At 64.3% G+C, this 14,384-nt stretch carries 16 protein-coding genes; 5 read left to right on the top strand and 11 right to left on the bottom strand.

Translation table 11 applies throughout. The features are described from left to right. Positions 1 to 12: 12 nt before the first annotated feature. Positions 13 to 792, top strand: coding sequence for a phosphate ABC transporter ATP-binding protein PstB (pstB, locus tag F0311_RS06530; RefSeq protein WP_150461114.1), 780 nt, complete (start codon positions 13 to 15; stop codon positions 790 to 792). A 177-nt stretch (positions 793 to 969) separates the two neighbouring features. On the opposite strand, the gene F0311_RS06525 is transcribed toward pstB, so the two are convergent. The 7 genes from F0311_RS06525 to F0311_RS06495 all read right to left on the bottom strand — a co-directional run bounded on the left by F0311_RS06525 (position 970) and on the right by F0311_RS06495 (position 9,079). Then, positions 970 to 1,983, bottom strand: a complete 1,014-nt coding sequence (locus F0311_RS06525) for an inorganic phosphate transporter (protein ID WP_150461113.1) — start codon at positions 1,981 to 1,983, stop codon at positions 970 to 972. A gap of 1 nt (position 1,984) precedes the next feature. Next, positions 1,985 to 2,602, bottom strand: a complete 618-nt coding sequence (locus F0311_RS06520; protein ID WP_150461112.1) for a DUF47 domain-containing protein — start codon at positions 2,600 to 2,602, stop codon at positions 1,985 to 1,987. A 290-nt stretch (positions 2,603 to 2,892) separates the two neighbouring features. Then, positions 2,893 to 4,203 carry an ABC transporter permease gene (locus F0311_RS06515; protein WP_150461111.1) on the bottom strand — a complete coding sequence of 437 codons (1,311 nt, stop codon included), beginning with the start codon at positions 4,201 to 4,203 and terminating at the stop codon, positions 2,893 to 2,895. Then, the gene (locus F0311_RS06510; protein WP_150461110.1) at positions 4,200 to 5,474 is read right to left on the bottom strand and encodes an ABC transporter permease; all 1,275 of its coding nucleotides are present in this window, start codon (positions 5,472 to 5,474) and stop codon (positions 4,200 to 4,202) included. Before F0311_RS06510 ends, F0311_RS06515 begins: the two co-directional genes overlap by 4 nt. Continuing rightward, the gene (locus F0311_RS06505) at positions 5,471 to 7,045 is read right to left on the bottom strand and encodes an ABC transporter ATP-binding protein (protein WP_150461109.1); all 1,575 of its coding nucleotides are present in this window, start codon (positions 7,043 to 7,045) and stop codon (positions 5,471 to 5,473) included. Before F0311_RS06505 ends, F0311_RS06510 begins: the two co-directional genes overlap by 4 nt. A 33-nt stretch (positions 7,046 to 7,078) precedes the next feature. Further along, positions 7,079 to 8,182 (bottom strand): BMP family lipoprotein, encoded by a 1,104-nt coding sequence (locus F0311_RS06500; RefSeq protein WP_150461108.1) that lies wholly within the window; start codon positions 8,180 to 8,182, stop codon positions 7,079 to 7,081. Positions 8,183 to 8,452: 270 nt separating this feature from the next. After that, entirely contained in the window at positions 8,453 to 9,079 is a 627-nt protein-coding gene (locus F0311_RS06495) for a hypothetical protein (RefSeq protein WP_150461107.1), read from the bottom strand. 183 nt (positions 9,080 to 9,262) lie between these two features. On the opposite strand from F0311_RS06495, the gene F0311_RS06490 reads away from it, so the two are divergent. After that, positions 9,263 to 10,648 (top strand): DUF6318 family protein, encoded by a 1,386-nt coding sequence (locus F0311_RS06490; RefSeq protein WP_150461106.1) that lies wholly within the window; start codon positions 9,263 to 9,265, stop codon positions 10,646 to 10,648. Positions 10,649 to 10,653: 5 nt separating this feature from the next. On the opposite strand, the gene F0311_RS06485 is transcribed toward F0311_RS06490, so the two are convergent. Then, positions 10,654 to 11,307, bottom strand: coding sequence for a hypothetical protein (locus tag F0311_RS06485; protein ID WP_150461105.1), 654 nt, complete (start codon positions 11,305 to 11,307; stop codon positions 10,654 to 10,656). 48 nt (positions 11,308 to 11,355) lie between these two features. Here F0311_RS06485 and F0311_RS06480 point away from each other — a divergent pair, with 48 nt between their 5' ends. Next, a complete protein-coding gene (locus F0311_RS06480) occupies positions 11,356 to 12,186 on the top strand; it encodes a spermidine synthase (protein ID WP_150461104.1) in 831 nt (276 codons plus the stop codon). A 22-nt stretch (positions 12,187 to 12,208) separates the two neighbouring features. Here the strand turns inward: F0311_RS06480 and F0311_RS06475 are convergent, their stop codons facing one another. Genes F0311_RS06475 through F0311_RS06465 form a run of 3 tightly spaced genes read right to left on the bottom strand, consistent with a single transcriptional unit; the run spans position 12,209 to position 13,427 of the window. After that, positions 12,209 to 12,682: a DinB family protein gene (locus F0311_RS06475; protein ID WP_150461103.1), complete on the bottom strand. Its 474-nt coding sequence runs from the start codon at positions 12,680 to 12,682 to the stop codon at positions 12,209 to 12,211. Continuing rightward, positions 12,679 to 13,110 carry an SRPBCC domain-containing protein gene (locus F0311_RS06470; protein WP_150461102.1) on the bottom strand — a complete coding sequence of 144 codons (432 nt, stop codon included), beginning with the start codon at positions 13,108 to 13,110 and terminating at the stop codon, positions 12,679 to 12,681. The genes F0311_RS06475 and F0311_RS06470 overlap by 4 nt, the downstream gene beginning before the upstream one ends. Next, complete coding sequence (locus F0311_RS06465) at positions 13,107 to 13,427, bottom strand: ArsR/SmtB family transcription factor (protein WP_150461101.1); 321 nt, start codon at positions 13,425 to 13,427, stop codon at positions 13,107 to 13,109. Before F0311_RS06465 ends, F0311_RS06470 begins: the two co-directional genes overlap by 4 nt. A gap of 42 nt (positions 13,428 to 13,469) precedes the next feature. On the opposite strand from F0311_RS06465, the gene F0311_RS06460 reads away from it, so the two are divergent. After that, positions 13,470 to 13,691 (top strand): hypothetical protein, encoded by a 222-nt coding sequence (locus F0311_RS06460; RefSeq protein ID WP_150461100.1) that lies wholly within the window; start codon positions 13,470 to 13,472, stop codon positions 13,689 to 13,691. A 390-nt stretch (positions 13,692 to 14,081) separates the two neighbouring features. Further along, the gene (locus F0311_RS06455; protein ID WP_150461099.1) at positions 14,082 to 14,333 is read left to right on the top strand and encodes a hypothetical protein; all 252 of its coding nucleotides are present in this window, start codon (positions 14,082 to 14,084) and stop codon (positions 14,331 to 14,333) included. Positions 14,334 to 14,384 lie beyond the last annotated feature (51 nt).

Here is a 14,384-nt window from a genome sequence, read left to right as displayed (position 1 = left end):
GCCCCAAGCACCATGTCAAAGTCCATCACCGCCAAGGGACTCAACGTCTACTACGGCGACTTCCTGGCCGTGGAAGGTGTCAACATCGAGATCTCCGCTCGCTCGGTGACCGCCTTCATCGGGCCCTCCGGCTGCGGCAAAACCACCTTCCTGCGCACCCTGAACCGGATGCACGAAGTACTCCCCGGAGCCCGCGTGGAGGGCGAGCTGCTGCTGGACGAGGACAACATCTACGGTCCCGGTGTGGACCCGGTGACTGTGCGAGCTATGGTGGGCATGGTCTTCCAGCGGCCCAACCCCTTCCCCACCATGAGCATTCGGGAGAACGTGCTGGCCGGCTATAAGCTCAATGGCGCACGGCTCTCCCGCAGCCAGGCCGACGATATCGTGGAGAAGGCGCTGCGAGGCGCCAACCTCTGGAACGAGGTCAAGGACCGCATGGACAAACCCGGCTCCGGACTCTCCGGCGGTCAGCAGCAGCGCCTGTGCATCGCCCGCACTGTGGCGGTGGAACCTGATGTGATCCTCATGGATGAGCCCTGCTCCGCCCTGGACCCGATCTCCACCCTGGCCATCGAAGACCTCATCGCCGAGCTCAAAGCGAAATACACGGTGGTCATCGTCACCCACAATATGCAGCAGGCAGCACGGGTCTCCGAGAAGACCGCCTTCTTCAACATCGCCGGCACCGGCAAGCCCGGCAAGATGATCGAGTACGACGAGACCTCGGTGATCTTCAACAACCCCACCAACGAGCAGACCGAGCGCTACGTCTCCGGAAAGTTCGGTTAGTTCGGTTAAGCGGCCTCCCTGACATGGCCCGCAGAATGCGGCAGCATTTCACGGGTCCCTGATGTCAGGGGTCCGGGTGCGGGCGACCCGCTGCGCTCCAGCCGGTCGCGGCACCTCACGGTTCGTACCGCCTCCCTCCCGTCCCCTTGCAGCTCATCCCGCATAAGAACCGCTCTGTTATAACAGGGCGCTGAGGGCGACGGTAAGGGTCGCGGCGATGAGCCCTGAGACTACTGGGGTGGCCGCCCAGTAGAGGGCGATCCGGCGGAACTGCCGCCAGTTGACGGTGGCGAACCGCTGGTTGGAGCCGCCCCCCATGATGGCGCTGGCAGCAGTCAGCGAGGTGGACAGCGGCAGCGCGAAGCCCAGCGAGCCGGCGAAGAGCAGCCCGGAGGTGGTAGTGGTGGCCACCATGCCGCGCAACGGGTCAATGGCGACCAGCCGGTGGGCCAGCACATGGCCGATCCGCCAGCCGCCGTGCCAGGCCCCAGCGCCGATGAGCACAGCGAAGAGCACATAGGCCAGTCCCGTCCACCTCTCAGGGTCGGTCACCCCGCCGGCGGCCAGGGCCACCAGCAGCACAAAGGAGAACCGCTGGCCCTGCTGCAGCCCGGTGCCCAGCGAGGTGACCCCCACTGAGACTGACTGTAGGCCACGGGAGACCCGGTTGACGCTGTCGGGATCTTCACCACGGGCCACGCGCACCGCTAGGAATACCAGCAGATAGGCCAGTGCGAAGGCCACCAGCGGAGAGAGCAGCAGGGTGATCAGCGGGGTCAGCCAGGGCAGTGACAAGACCGCTGCGGTGTTGGCCCCGCCCACTGCCACAGCAGCCAGCGTCCCGCCAAGCAGGGCGGCCAGCAGGGCGTGAGTGGTGGAGGTGGGCATGCCTTGGAAGTAGGTGAAGAGGTTCCAGCCCAGCACGGTCAGCAGGGCGGAGAGAAGCACCGCCAGGGTCAGTCCGGGGGCCATCTGTGGGAACTCGAACCAGGAGTAGAGGTAGATTCCCAGCGGCAGGGCCAGCAGCACGCCCAGCGCGTTGAAGGCTGCGGCCACCCGTGCTGCGATACGCGGGGTGAGCGCACGGGTGCGCACCGGGATGGCGATGGAGTTGGGCACATCATGCAGGCCTGCTACATAGAGGGTCGGCGCCAGCACAGCGACCACGAGCACCAGCAGTGCGAGCTCCACGTCAGGATTCCCGCACGATGATCGACCCGCAGATAACGGCCACCTTGCGCTGGGAGTGCACCGCGGCCAGGATCTGGTCGGCCAGCTGGGCCTGCTGCTGGGCGATGTTCGGCTGGAAGGCGGAGTCGGTGGAGATCACCCAATCCCGGTGCGTGCGGTTGGCCTGTTTGCTCAGCCGCTGCAGCTGGGCCCAGTAGTTCTCCAGGTGGTCGAAGTCGTCCAGCCTGGACATGGCGGCATCTGTCAGCTCCACCTGGCGGGCCAGCGCCTCGATCAGGTCTGCTGCCTCGGCGGGCAGCTGCAGAGATTTGCGACGCAGGATCAGGTCCCCGGCGGCCACCACATGCTCCATGGTGCGGTTGAGCTGCTGAGAGATGGCATAGATGTCCTGACGGGGCAGCGGGGTGAGGAACACGCTGCGGATATGGGTCATCAGGTTGAAGTGCAGATCCATGACCCGACCCTCCAGCCCCAGCAGCTCCTCACGGTGGGTGGCCCGCTCTCCGGCCGGGGTGCCCAGCAGCTGGGCCAGCATGTTCACTCCGGCCCGGACCTCGCGGGCGATATCGGTGAGCAGCGTGGCAGACTGGTGCTTGCGCTGACGGTTCCGAACGATCATGCGGTGTGTGCCCCTGGTGCGTTCTGCCGATGCCTGCCGCCCAAGGTGAACGGCAGGTGTCCTACAAATGGTGAGTGTATAGCCACCGGGTGAATGGCCGCAGATTACGCTACCGCAGGGCAGTCACACAGGCATCATCAACCGTTCCAGTTCCGGACGGTTTGACCATGGGACAAGGTGGGGTCCACACTGGTGGGCAGGTGTCGGGCTGTAGGTAACCCCCGGGCTCCAACCTCTAGCCGCTACGAGCGGCCACGCGCCGTGAGGCGTTCCCAGCCCGACACCCGCCCCTATTTGATGTAGGGGATGCCCTCGGCGGCGGGCGGTCGCACCCGGCCCACGAACCCGGCCACGGCGAAGATGGTGATCACATAGGGCAGCATCAGCAGCATTTCGCTGGGCACCGGAGTACCGATAGTGGACAGGGTCTGCCCCAATGAGGTGGAGAAGCCGAACAGCAGCGCGGCGAACAGCGCACCCTTGGGATTCCATCGGCCCAGGATCATCGCAGCCAGCGCAATGAACCCCTGCCCGGCAGACATCTCCTGGCCGAAGGCCAGCCCCTGGCCCACCGTGAAGTAGGCTCCGCCGAGCCCGGCGATTGCACCGGCCAGCACTGTGTTGATCACCCGGGTGCGGGCTACGTTGATGCCCACAGTGTCCGCCGCCTTGGGGTGCTCGCCCACCGCGCGCATTCGCAGCCCCCACCGGGACCTGAACACCAGGATGCTCAGCGCAGCCACGATCACATACATCAGGTAGACCAGGATGGTGTGGTTGAACAGCACCGGCCCGATGATCGGGATCTGGCTCAGCCCCGGCACCGACAGCCGCGGCAGCTGCTGCCGGGCGTTCCACAGCTCAGCGTTCTGGGTCAGCACCGTGGAGTAGAAGAAGCTGGTCAGCCCGATCACCAGCACATTGAGCACCACACCAACAATGATCTGGTTGACGTGGTACTTCACCGCGAACCAGACCAGCAGCCCGCCCACCGCAGCACCGGCGAAGGGGGCGGCCAGCAGTCCCACATAGGCGGAAGTGAAGAACGACGCCGCCACCGCCGCCAGGAAAGCCCCGGCCAGCAGCTGCCCCTCAATAGCTATATTGATGATGCCTGAGCGCTCTCCCACCAGGCCGCACATCGCCCCGAAGATCAGCGGCACCGAGAGCATCAGCGCCCCGGAGAGCAGGGTGACCATGGGGATGAACGCCCCGCGTCCGGCCCCGGCATAGACCAGGAAGGCCAGCACGAACAGTGTGCCGAAGAGCACCGGGTGCCAGACTCCCAGCCTGATCCGGTGCACCGCTGCGTAGACCGCCCAGCCGGCCAGCGCCAGCTGCAGGATGCTTAGGCTCAGTGCTGTGCCGAAGCTGGGCACGTTGATCGCATCGAAGGTGATGAAGTCGCTGGCGGTGGAGACCCGGAACTGGGTGGCCGCCCCGGCGGGGATCAGCAGGGTGAAGACCAGCAGTGAGAGCAGTCCCAGCACAGCGTAGGTGATGGGGAACTTCCACCGGATCGGCTGCAGCCGGGCCTCGGCCTGCTCTAAGGGTTCGGCCTGGACTGCCGCGGTGTCAGGGGCGGTGGGCTGCTCGCTCATCGAACGGCCTCCTGAACTGGTTTCTGACGTCGTCGTGGTTTCTTCTTCCGCTCAGTGCTGGGCAGGAAGAAGATGGCGCGGACCAGGGGCGGGGCAGCGATCAGCAGTACGATCACCGACTGCAGCACCAGCACAATATCGATGGGGGTGCCGGTCTGCGCCTGCATCAGCACTCCGCCTGCGCGCAGCCCGCCGAAGAGCAGTCCGGCCAGGAAGGTGCCCAGCGGGCGGGAGCGGCCCAGCAGGGCCACAGTGATGGCATCGAAGCCCAGGGTGCCGGCGATCCCGGCAGCCAGCCGGTACTCAGTGCCCAGCAGGTGGGCTGCCCCGCCCAGGCCGCAGAGTGCGCCACCGATGATCAGCACCAGTGCGGTGGCTTTGGGCACGTTGACCCCGGCGGTGCGGGCGGCTTCAGGGTTCTCGCCGATGGCGCGCATCTCGAAGCCCAGGGTGGAGCGCTCAAGCAGCCACCATACGAACACCGTGGCGGCGATGGCAATGAAGATTCCGGCGTGCAGTCGGAAGCCGGTGCCCAGCAGCCCGAACAGGCGGGCGGAGTCCTCCACCGGGGTTGCGATGGGCTGGTTGGAGCCAGTCTGGACGAACCACTGCTGGCGCAGCAGCCAGGCCAGGAAGTACAGGGCGATGTTGTTGAGCATGATCGTCACGATCACCTCATTGGCCCCGGTCTTGGCCTTGAGCACCCCGGCGATCCCGCCCCAGATGGCTCCGCCGAGTACACCGCCCATCAGGGCCAGCAGCAGGTGCAGGCCCAGCGGCAGGGCGAAGGCGTAGCCGATGAAGGCTGCGCAGGTCGCGCCCAGGATGATCTGGCCCTGGCCGCCGATGTTCAGCATCCCGGAGCGGAAGCCGATGGCGATGCCCAGACCGGCCAGGATCAGGGGGACGGCATTGACCAGGGTCTCGGTGATCGGCCGGATGGCTCGCTGGGGTGTGGCGGCCTGCCAGTCGTAGACAGCTCCGCGGAAGAGTGCGGAGTAGGCATCGCGGATCACCTCGAAACTGGTGGCGAAGAAGTCGGCGGGCCGGGCGAAGAAATAGCCCAGAGTGGCCTGAACCTGGGGGTTGGTGGCCAGGATGAGCAAGGCACCCACCACCAGGGCCACCACAATGGAGAGCACGGTGATCATCCAGGAGGACTGGGCGAGATCCCGGAGGGCATACTGCAGGCGAGACTCTGCCTGCTTGAGGGCACCACCAGGCTCGGCGGCGTCGTCGTTGTTCCTTGGGGTCTTCTTCTGGTCGCTCATGCCTGCTCCTCCGCCTCGACGTCGGCCTCGCCGAGCACGGTGTGGTGGGCTGCTGCCTGCACTCTGGCCTCCTCTGCGGGGACTCCGGCCATCATCAGGCCCAGCACGTCCCGGTCGGTGTCACCGGGCACCGTGCCGATGATCCGGCCGCGGTACATCACCGCGACCCGGTCGGCCAGATTCAGCACCTCGTCCAGCTCGGTGGAGACGATCAGGCAGGGGGTGCCCCTCTCTCGCTCCTCGATCAGGGTGCGGTGGATGAACTCGATGGATCCCACATCCACACCGCGGGTGGGCTGGGAGGCCACCAGCAGCCGATTGTCCCGGCTGAGCTCGCGGGCCAGCACCACTTTCTGCTGGTTGCCCCCGGAGAGCGTGGAGATCGCATCGTCCACCGTGCCTAACCGCACATCAAACCGGGCGGTCTGCTCCTCTGCCCTAGCGCGCATCACCTCCTGGCGCATCACCACCCCATTGGAGTACGGGGGTTGGTCGTACTGGTCGAGCACAAAATTCTCGGTGATGCTGAATCCGGCGATCACCCCGTCAGTGGACCGGTCCTCGGGCACGAATCCGATCCCGGAGTTCAGCCGCTGCTTGACGTTCTTGGGCCCCAGGTCGGTGCCGTCCAGAGTGATGGTGCCCGCCGCTGCCTCGCGGATGCCCAGGATCGCCTCGGTCAGCTCGGTCTGCCCGTTGCCGTCCACCCCGGCGATGCAGAGGATCTCCCCGCGGGCGATTTCCAGGCTGACATCGTCCAGCAGTGCCTTGCCGTTGGGGGAGACCACAGTCAGCCCGGAGACGCTGAGCGCAGTCTCGCCGGGGGATGCTGGCTCCTTCTGGGTGGTGAGGCTGACCTCGCGGCCCACCATCAGGCTGGCCAGTTCAGTCTCAGTGGACTCCGGGGTGGTTTCGCCAACCACTTTGCCACGGCGGATCACGCTGATCGTATCGGCGATCGCGCGCACCTCGCGCAGCTTATGGGTGATGAACAGGATGGAGGTGCCGGAAGCTTTGAGCTGACGCATGATGCTGATCAGCTCATCGGTCTCCTGTGGGGTGAGCACCGCGGTGGGCTCGTCCAGGATCAGCACCCTGGCGTCCCGGGAGAGCGCCTTGATGATCTCCACGCGCTGCTGCGCACCCACTGGGAGGTCTTCGATCATCGCCTCGGGGTCCACGTCGAAGCCGAACCGTGCAGAGATCTCCTCCACCCGGCGGCGGGCCTCAGCAAAGTCAACCAGTCCGGCCGCCTTGGTCGGCTCATAGCCGAGCATCACCGATTCGGTGACGCTGAAGACCGGGATCAGCATGAAGTGTTGGTGCACCATGCCGATCCCGGCCGCCACAGCATCTCCAGGGCCGTGGAACTCCACTGGTTCCCCGTCCAGGAGGATCTGCCCCTCATTGGGGGAGTAGAGCCCGTAGATGATGTTCATCAGCGTGGACTTGCCCGCGCCGTTCTCACCCAGCAGCGCGTGGATCTCCCCGGGTTCCACCGTCAGATCGATCTGATCATTGGCGGTGAAGTCACCGAACCGCTTGGTGACACCTCGCAGCTCAAGCTTCAAGGGGCCTCCTCCTGTTCGCAGATCGGCTGCTGATCACGGAGCGTTATCGGAGACGACCTCGGTCTCGCCGCTGACGATCTCCTCGATCAGCTCGTCGATCTTCTCCTTGACCTCGTCAGATACCTCATCCTCGTAGTCGTGGAAGGGGGCCAGGCCCACGCCGTCGTTCTCCAGATCGCCGATGTATGGCTCGGAGCTGAACTCGCCGGCCACGGACTCCTCAACGGTGTCGTAGACCGCCTGAGGGATCTGCTTCATCACCGAGGTGAGGATGATGTCGCCGTAGTCGGTGGACTCGTAGCCGTCGGTGTCCACCCAGATCATCAGGGAATCGCCATGGTCCTCAATGGCGGCGGCGGCACCAAGGCCCACCGGGCCGGCCACCGGCATCACGATATCGGCGTCCTGGGCCAGGAACTGCTCGGTCAGGGTGCGCCCGGCGTTCTGGTCACTGAAGTCCCCGGAGAAGGAGCCATTCTGGGTCTCCTTGTCCCAGCCGAGCAGCTGCACATCGGCGCCGTTGTCATCGTTGTAGCGATCCACACCGTCGGCGAAACCGTCCATGAACACGGTCACCGTGGGGATCTGGATGCCGCCGAAGGTGGCTACCACCCCGGTTTCGGAAGTGGCGGCGGCCACATAGCCGGCCAGATAGGCGGCCTCGGCGGTGTTGAACACCAGGGCCTTGCCGTTTTCGGGCTCGCTGGGGAGGGTGGAGTCGATGAGGCCGAAGCTCAGGTCCTCGTTGGCCAGGGCGGCCTCGTCAATGGCGTCCTCCAGCATGTAGCCCACGCCGAAGGTGAGGTCGCAGCCCTGCTGGACCATGGCGTCCACATTGGGCCCGAAGTCAGCCTCGGAGCTGGACTCAGCGGTGTTGAAATCGATGTCGAAGTCCTCCACCGCGTTCTGCAGGCCGACGTAGGCGGATTCGTTGAAGGACTGGTCATCCCAGCCGCCCTCATCGGAGACCAGGCAGGCGGTGAAGTCCACATCCTCGGGAACTTCGGGGGACTCGCCGTTCTCATCGGCTTCGGCGTCAGTCTCCGGCTCCTCGTCGGGGGCTTCGCCGCATGCTGCCAGGGCGAGCACGCCTACGGCGGCCAGGCTGAAAAGTGCTTTGGGGTTGATGGGCCTCATCGGGTTCTCCTGTGGTGTGAGTGTTGGTGCGTGGCTCCGCACAGGTGCGGTGTGAGGACATAGTACGGGGCGAACGTGAAAGCACCCAACCTCGGCCCAGCCCTGTGAGCACAACGCAACATGACGGTAACCGCGACGCCGGACGGCCAGCTGGGTGGCCAATCTAGACCCCTACTCAGAAATCAGGTCCTTATTGGATTGTCGGCAGCTCATGAAATGTAGAACTTCCGATAAGGCCCTGATTCTGCTCAGTGATGAGGGGAGTCAGGCTCAGTCAAGGGTGCCGGCTCGGTGGGCCCGGGCGGCGGACTCCAGTTCCTCTGCGGTGCCCAGCAGCTGTGTGGCCTTCTCGGTGAGCACTCGGGCCTCACGGTGGGCCAGCCGGTGCTGGTCGGCCCAGAGCGCCTGCCCGCGGGCGATCACCCGGCAGAAGGCTCCAGCCCGGTCGAAGGCCACATCGATCTCCCCGGCGTACATTCCGGCCAGGATCGCATCGGCCAGCCTGGTCATCTCCTCGGCGGAGGGCGGTTCGGTCACCCCGGCGATCGCCGAGGGTGCGGAGTTGCTGCGGCCCAGTCGACAGTACTCGCTGATCCGTTCCGGGGACTTCTGTACGGCGGCGCGCAGCGCGTAGATCCGCCAGAGTGCTCCGGCCAGGGAACGGGCAGGGGAATGGGCCCAGAGCTCGGCGATGGCCTCAATCCCCTCGGTCTCGGCCAGTCGGACGAACCGTTCGGTGATCTCCGGGTCGGCGGCGTCGCGCCCTTGGTCGACCAGGGCGTGTGCGGTGTCATGTGCGGCCTGGGAGATTTGGGCAGGATCGGAGCCACCTACCCGCTGGTCGAACACAGCGGGGTCGGTATAGGCGGGTCTGCGGTATTGCGGAGGGTTGCTCATCGGGTCGCCATGATATCGGCTAGGGCAGGCAGCGGAGCGGAGGCGCCGTCGTCGTAATACCTAGAACTCATCGAGGAGACGTCCAGGAACAGTCCAGGCAAGCTGGTTTCACTGGTCGTACGGAGAGCGGAAAAGGTCTTCAGCAACGGATAAGTGACAGCGAAGCCATCAGGGGAGTTGGACGTGGGACAGCAGGCAGTCTCGGCAGGCAGAACAGGACAGAGAAGCAGGGCGCAAAGCTGGATTGCGCTGGCAGCAGCGGTAGCGTTGGGGGTCACCGCCTGCGGAAGTGATCCCCAGGCCGCTCCGCCGGTAGAGGTACCTGCCGAACCGGAGGGCACTGACCAGCCTGAGGGCACCGATGAGCCGCCGGAGACTGAGCAGGAGCAGCCCGATACGCTTGCGGAGTTCTGCGCCGGAGACCCGGAGATCCAGCCTGAGGACGAGGACCGAATCCTGCACGGGGTCAACGTGATCATGGGGGAGGACCCCGAACAGGTGCCGGTGCCGTACTTCGAGCAGCTGGAGCAGTCTGCTGAGTTCCAGCCGGCCACGGTGGACGGGCCCGCCGAAGGTGTGGAAGTTCCGGTGTTCTCCGCGCTGATCTGCGATTCCAGTTCTGACGGCGCCTACGCGGCCCTTTCGCACTGGTTCGAGTTCCTGCACTACTCCGAGCTGGTGCGGGACAATGATCTGCTCACCCAGCTGCATATGGAGGACTGCCGGGACTGCGTTATCTGGGAGGAAGATGTCGCCGAGATGGCTCAGGAGGATCAATGGCTGGTTGATGGCGAGATCACCGGGGAGCTCTATGTCTCCATGCCGGTGGGCGACCAGTTCGAAGCCGTGGTGGACCTGGTCGCTGATCCCTATGACCGGGTGGACGCTGACGGCGTGGTGACCACCAACAGCGAAGGCATATTGGAGACCAATACCTTTGAACTGGTCTTTGACGAGGACCAGGGGCACTGGCGGGTCGCTGAGATCGGACTCGGCTTTGTGGACACCGATCCGGGCAATGGAGGCGACGACGACGGACCGCCGCCTGGTGCCGGTGAGGCACCTGAGCCGCCGGAGATGCCCGCCGAGGTGGAAGAGCACACCCCCGAGGGCGCCTTGGCAGCCATGAACTACTGGCTGGCGGTCTTCGACTATTCCGGAGCCACTGGGGATATGGAGCTCGCTGAAGAGATGATGCACCCGGAGTGGGGCGAGCTGGAGACCTTGTTCGAGGGCCGGCTGGAGCTGCTGGAGGAGGAGAACGTGACTATTGCCCTGGACACTCCCACTGAAATCTCCGACATCCGGGTCTGGCAGGGATCACTGCCCAACCCGGACGCCGGAATGGTCTCCGGCCAGCTGGTGGAGGGCCAGTGGACCGCCTATACGGAGGACGGCAGCGTCTTCCACGTGAACCGGGAGAGCCAGATCGGCACCACCACCTACATGTTCATCTACAACCAGGACGTGGGGCACTGGCAGGCTGCTGAGACCGGCGGCGACGAGCCGGAGGAGGTCTTTGAGCTGATGGAGATCGATGTCCCTGACCCTGATCTGACCAGTGACTGAAAACCTCAGCTGCCCTGCCGCTGTGGTGGCGTGGTGCGTGGCTGGGGACAGTTGAGCAGGAAGTCCAGGTAGCCACTGCGCAGTCTGCCGCTGCGGTGCAGTAGCAGCATGGCAGCCACCAGCACGCCAGGGCTGCTGCCCAGGATCATATCGGTCATGGTGTCCCAATTATTGTCCTGTGCGGAGGTGTCGAAGACGGCATCCCAGATGAATTCGGCGACCTCCCACAGCAGAGCGATGAATCCTTTGACTGTGATGATGATGGCAGCTTCGAGCCAGGGCGGCAGCTGCAGGTTGTACCGGCGGATGGTGATCCCTAGGGCAAAGACCACTAACAGTGCCAGGGGGAAGCCGGAGTAGGTGTGAACGACTTTGTCCCATGGGTCCCAGGCGTGGTAGAGACCCAGGAACTCCCCGATGTAGGGACCGGTGATCAGCAGGACGGCGTAGCCTGCCTGCATGCTGAAGGGAATGTGCACCCGTGCCCATCTCTCCACGAGAATCGGAGGCAGCAGGGCTGGAATCAGCAGCAGAGGGACCAGAGGCTCCGGCTCACCATCGCTGAACAGGGCGATGACCAGAGAGACCACGGTGATCACAGCGGTGGCAATCATGGGGGTGTGGCGGATCCAGGAGAGACCCTCTGGGCGGTGGTGCATCATTAAACCCTACAGAACCCCAGGTCCGAGGGAGAGAGGCGGAGACTAGTGGAGCTATGCACGCAACTGCCGGCCACAACCCGGCTCTCCCATTCGGGCAGAATCGCCGAGCTGACCCGGGACGATCTGACGGACTCAGGGGTGGTGCTCTGCATCGGGGAGCCGGGGGAGATGACCGAGCAGTCCCATGTGGAGGCCAGGGACCCCGGTTTCCTGCTGCATGACTACATTCGGCGGATCCGTTCGGTCATCACATCCTTGCTCCCCCCTGAAGAGCTGGAGTTGGGTGCGATACTGCACCTGGGTGCAGGGGCGCTGACCCTTCCCCGGTGGGTGGAGCATCAATGGCCGCAGGCTGCTCAGACAGTGGTGGACATCGAGCCCGAGCTGGTGGGGTTTGTGCTGGAGCACCTGCCGATGCGGCGGGTGCCGGAGAGTGTAGTCGCTGATGCCGCGCAGGTGTTGACTGCTGATGGAGACTTGTCCGGCAGGCGCTTTGAGGTTGTGGTGGTGGACCTGTTCAATTCTTCTCAGGCGCCGGATTCACTGACTGAGCTGAAGTTCTTCCAGAACGTTCTTGGGGCGCTGACCCCTGGCGGGCTGATGGTGATGAACATCGGCGACGACGCTGGGATGGAGTTTGCCCGTCGGCTGACTGGCCGGTTGCTGGAGGCTCTGGGGAGAGAGGGAGTCTCAGCACACTATGCCCTACTCACCGCCCCGGATACAGTGCTCAGCGGTGAGGATGAGGGGAATCTGGTCTTCGCCGCCCGGCCTTCGTGGCCGCTGAGGGAGACCGAGACCAGTCAGATCTGGGCGGCAGGACCGCACCCGGGTGATGTGCTCAGCGGTGAGGATCTGCACGCTTGGGTCAGCTGAACCGAACTCCAGGAGGCCTTGATCACGGGTGGCGTAGCGACGCCAGTTGCTGCGTGTGCCGGGGGAGATGGACACGTGCAAGCCCTTCGACGAGTTCACCCAGCGTAATCGAGTCATCAGCGACTAGCTGGGTTCCCGAGATGATCAGTCGGCGGAGCCCGGTGTCAGCGTCCGAGTCGGACAGCTGATCGGCGATGGCGCACAACACCTCACCGCGTCGTCGCGCGGTGTCAAGCAGGGCGGCCCGATTGGGATGCTGCTCGATGATACGAGCCAGGTTCCACTCGTCGAGGGCATAACGGTTGTCATAGGTGGGCCGTTGACCGGAGGCAATCGCCAGGGCGACAGCAGCTACGCCGCAGTCGGTTGCAATGACGTGCGCGATTTGCTGCTCGGCGGTCCATTCCCCTGACCGTGGCGGACCGAGATCGCCGGCGCTGGCGACCGAGAGGAAGGAGTCATACGCCGCCTGTAGATCCTTGGTCTCCATCGTCATGCTCTCTTCCGGATCGGTACAGCCGCCACGCGCTGGGAGGACTCGAGGTATCTTTTGAGTGCGCCGATGATGTGCTGGGAGCCGTCTGCGGTCTCCTGTCCGTGGGCTCCGGAGTGCCTAAGCATGACGGTACAGCCCTCGCCGTCGGGCTCGACCGTCCAGGTGAGTGAGCCCTGATCCTCGCGATGACCGTTCCAGACTGCGATGAACTCATGGGTGAACGATCGTGGCGGGTCGTAGGTGATGAGCATCCCGGTGATCTGCAGCTTACCCCCGCTGTAGTACTCGATGGGCGATCCGACCTGCCAGGTGGTCCGGAGCTGCGAGCCAAAATACCACTCGCTCGTCTGAGCGGGGTCGGTGAGAGCCGCCCACGCTGCCTCCGGCGGGGCGTCGATACGCACCCGGAATACACGGTCCTCTGTCATGCTCGTCCTTCCAGCTCCCTCTTGAGGGCGGTCAGTCCGGACGCAGTGCGCGCCCCGAAATCATCGATCCATCGCTCCGCGAGCTGCACGATGGGCACAGCGTTGAGATAGCAGAACCGCTGTCGCCCGACCTTGTGGGTCACAACAAGATCGGCATCCTCGAGAACTCGGATGTGCTTAAGTACGACATGCCGACCTAGCGGCGCGACACAGTCGGTGAGCGACGCAACGGGCTGTCCATCTTCCTCGCGAAGGGCATCGAGCAACCTGCGGCGTGTCGAATCCGCGATCGCGGCAATGACGGTATCGGTGCTCACATCTAAAATGATAGGTGACTGTCTAGTCACCTATCAAGTCCCATGACGAGCTACTCATCGACCCTTGCGGATCCAGTCAGCGATGCCCACGGTGCCCAGGGCAGGTTCTTCGAGTACGCCACGATGCTCGTCTTCGCCGGCATTCAAGAGGAGCGCCACGCGTGGCTAGCTATCGGCGAATCGGGTCTACGCAGTGAACCACACTACGAGCGCTATAGACATATCCTCGCCGACCTTGTGCACCGACCCGGCGGTGCTCGATGAACTGCTGGACCGGGCCTGGGACCTGACGGTGAACACATGGACACGAACAGCCCGCAAGGAAGTGGGGCTGATGTAGAAACTGGTAATAGTTTCGGTTCCTCAACGCACCGCGTTCGGCCCATCAGGAGTTTTCCTCCAGGACTGGACAATGGCCGTACTCAGTCATCCAATGAGACGGCGGCGAGGGCCTCAGGACCGTGCTGCTGGGAACCAAGAGTTAACCCTGAATCTGCGTGCCCCGGTACCCCCTGAGATCGCCGAGCATCTTGGACGACCCTGGTCTTCCTGCCCACCATCACCCCGTCCATCCGCTCTAGGCCCTGCTGCGAATGTTCAGGTCAATCCTTGTAGCTGATGCGGCAATGCTGGTGCCGACCCAGATGGCCGTGAATGGGGCGCATCGCGACCATCTATGAGCTTGAAATGAAGGTGATGGTCTCCGCCTCGGCGCTGGCACAGCTGGCTGCGCAGATGAGCGGACAGGCACTTGCCCGCAGCTTCATCAAACATATCCGTGGGGCCGGCAGCGCGGTGAATACCACCGTTGCCTCTGCCAACACCAGGCCACAGGTGAGGGGTGGATGCGACTCTGTGAAAAGGTCCACACCGGCACCATTCATTGATATCACCCAGGTCACATGACTTCAGCCCGACGATTGCTCTGTGATGAAAGAGATGTTCTCGCGGAAAACG

The organism is Nesterenkonia ebinurensis, assembly GCF_008711175.1.
GTDB lineage: Bacteria > Actinomycetota > Actinomycetes > Actinomycetales > Micrococcaceae > Nesterenkonia > Nesterenkonia ebinurensis.
Note: the sequence above shows the minus strand (reverse complement) of the source record. Positions and strands in the feature narration are given on the sequence as shown.

Coding starts and splice junctions, on each gene's coding strand:
- F0311_RS06520 (WP_150461112.1), bottom strand. CDS start 2,602: ATGATCGTTCGGAACCGTCAGCGCAAGCACCAGTCTGCCACGCTGCTC.
- F0311_RS06515 (WP_150461111.1), bottom strand. CDS start 4,203: ATGAGCGAGCAGCCCACCGCCCCTGACACCGCGGCAGTCCAGGCCGAA.
- F0311_RS06510 (WP_150461110.1), bottom strand. CDS start 5,474: ATGAGCGACCAGAAGAAGACCCCAAGGAACAACGACGACGCCGCCGAG.
- F0311_RS06495 (WP_150461107.1), bottom strand. CDS start 9,079: ATGAGCAACCCTCCGCAATACCGCAGACCCGCCTATACCGACCCCGCT.
- F0311_RS06470 (WP_150461102.1), bottom strand. CDS start 13,110: ATGACAGAGGACCGTGTATTCCGGGTGCGTATCGACGCCCCGCCGGAG.
- pstB (WP_150461114.1), top strand. CDS start 13: ATGTCAAAGTCCATCACCGCCAAGGGACTCAACGTCTACTACGGCGAC.
- F0311_RS06460 (WP_150461100.1), top strand. CDS start 13,470: ATGACGAGCTACTCATCGACCCTTGCGGATCCAGTCAGCGATGCCCAC.
- F0311_RS06455 (WP_150461099.1), top strand. CDS start 14,082: ATGGGGCGCATCGCGACCATCTATGAGCTTGAAATGAAGGTGATGGTC.
- F0311_RS06475 (WP_150461103.1), bottom strand. CDS start 12,682: ATGACGATGGAGACCAAGGATCTACAGGCGGCGTATGACTCCTTCCTC.
- F0311_RS06500 (WP_150461108.1), bottom strand. CDS start 8,182: ATGAGGCCCATCAACCCCAAAGCACTTTTCAGCCTGGCCGCCGTAGGC.
- F0311_RS06485 (WP_150461105.1), bottom strand. CDS start 11,307: ATGCACCACCGCCCAGAGGGTCTCTCCTGGATCCGCCACACCCCCATG.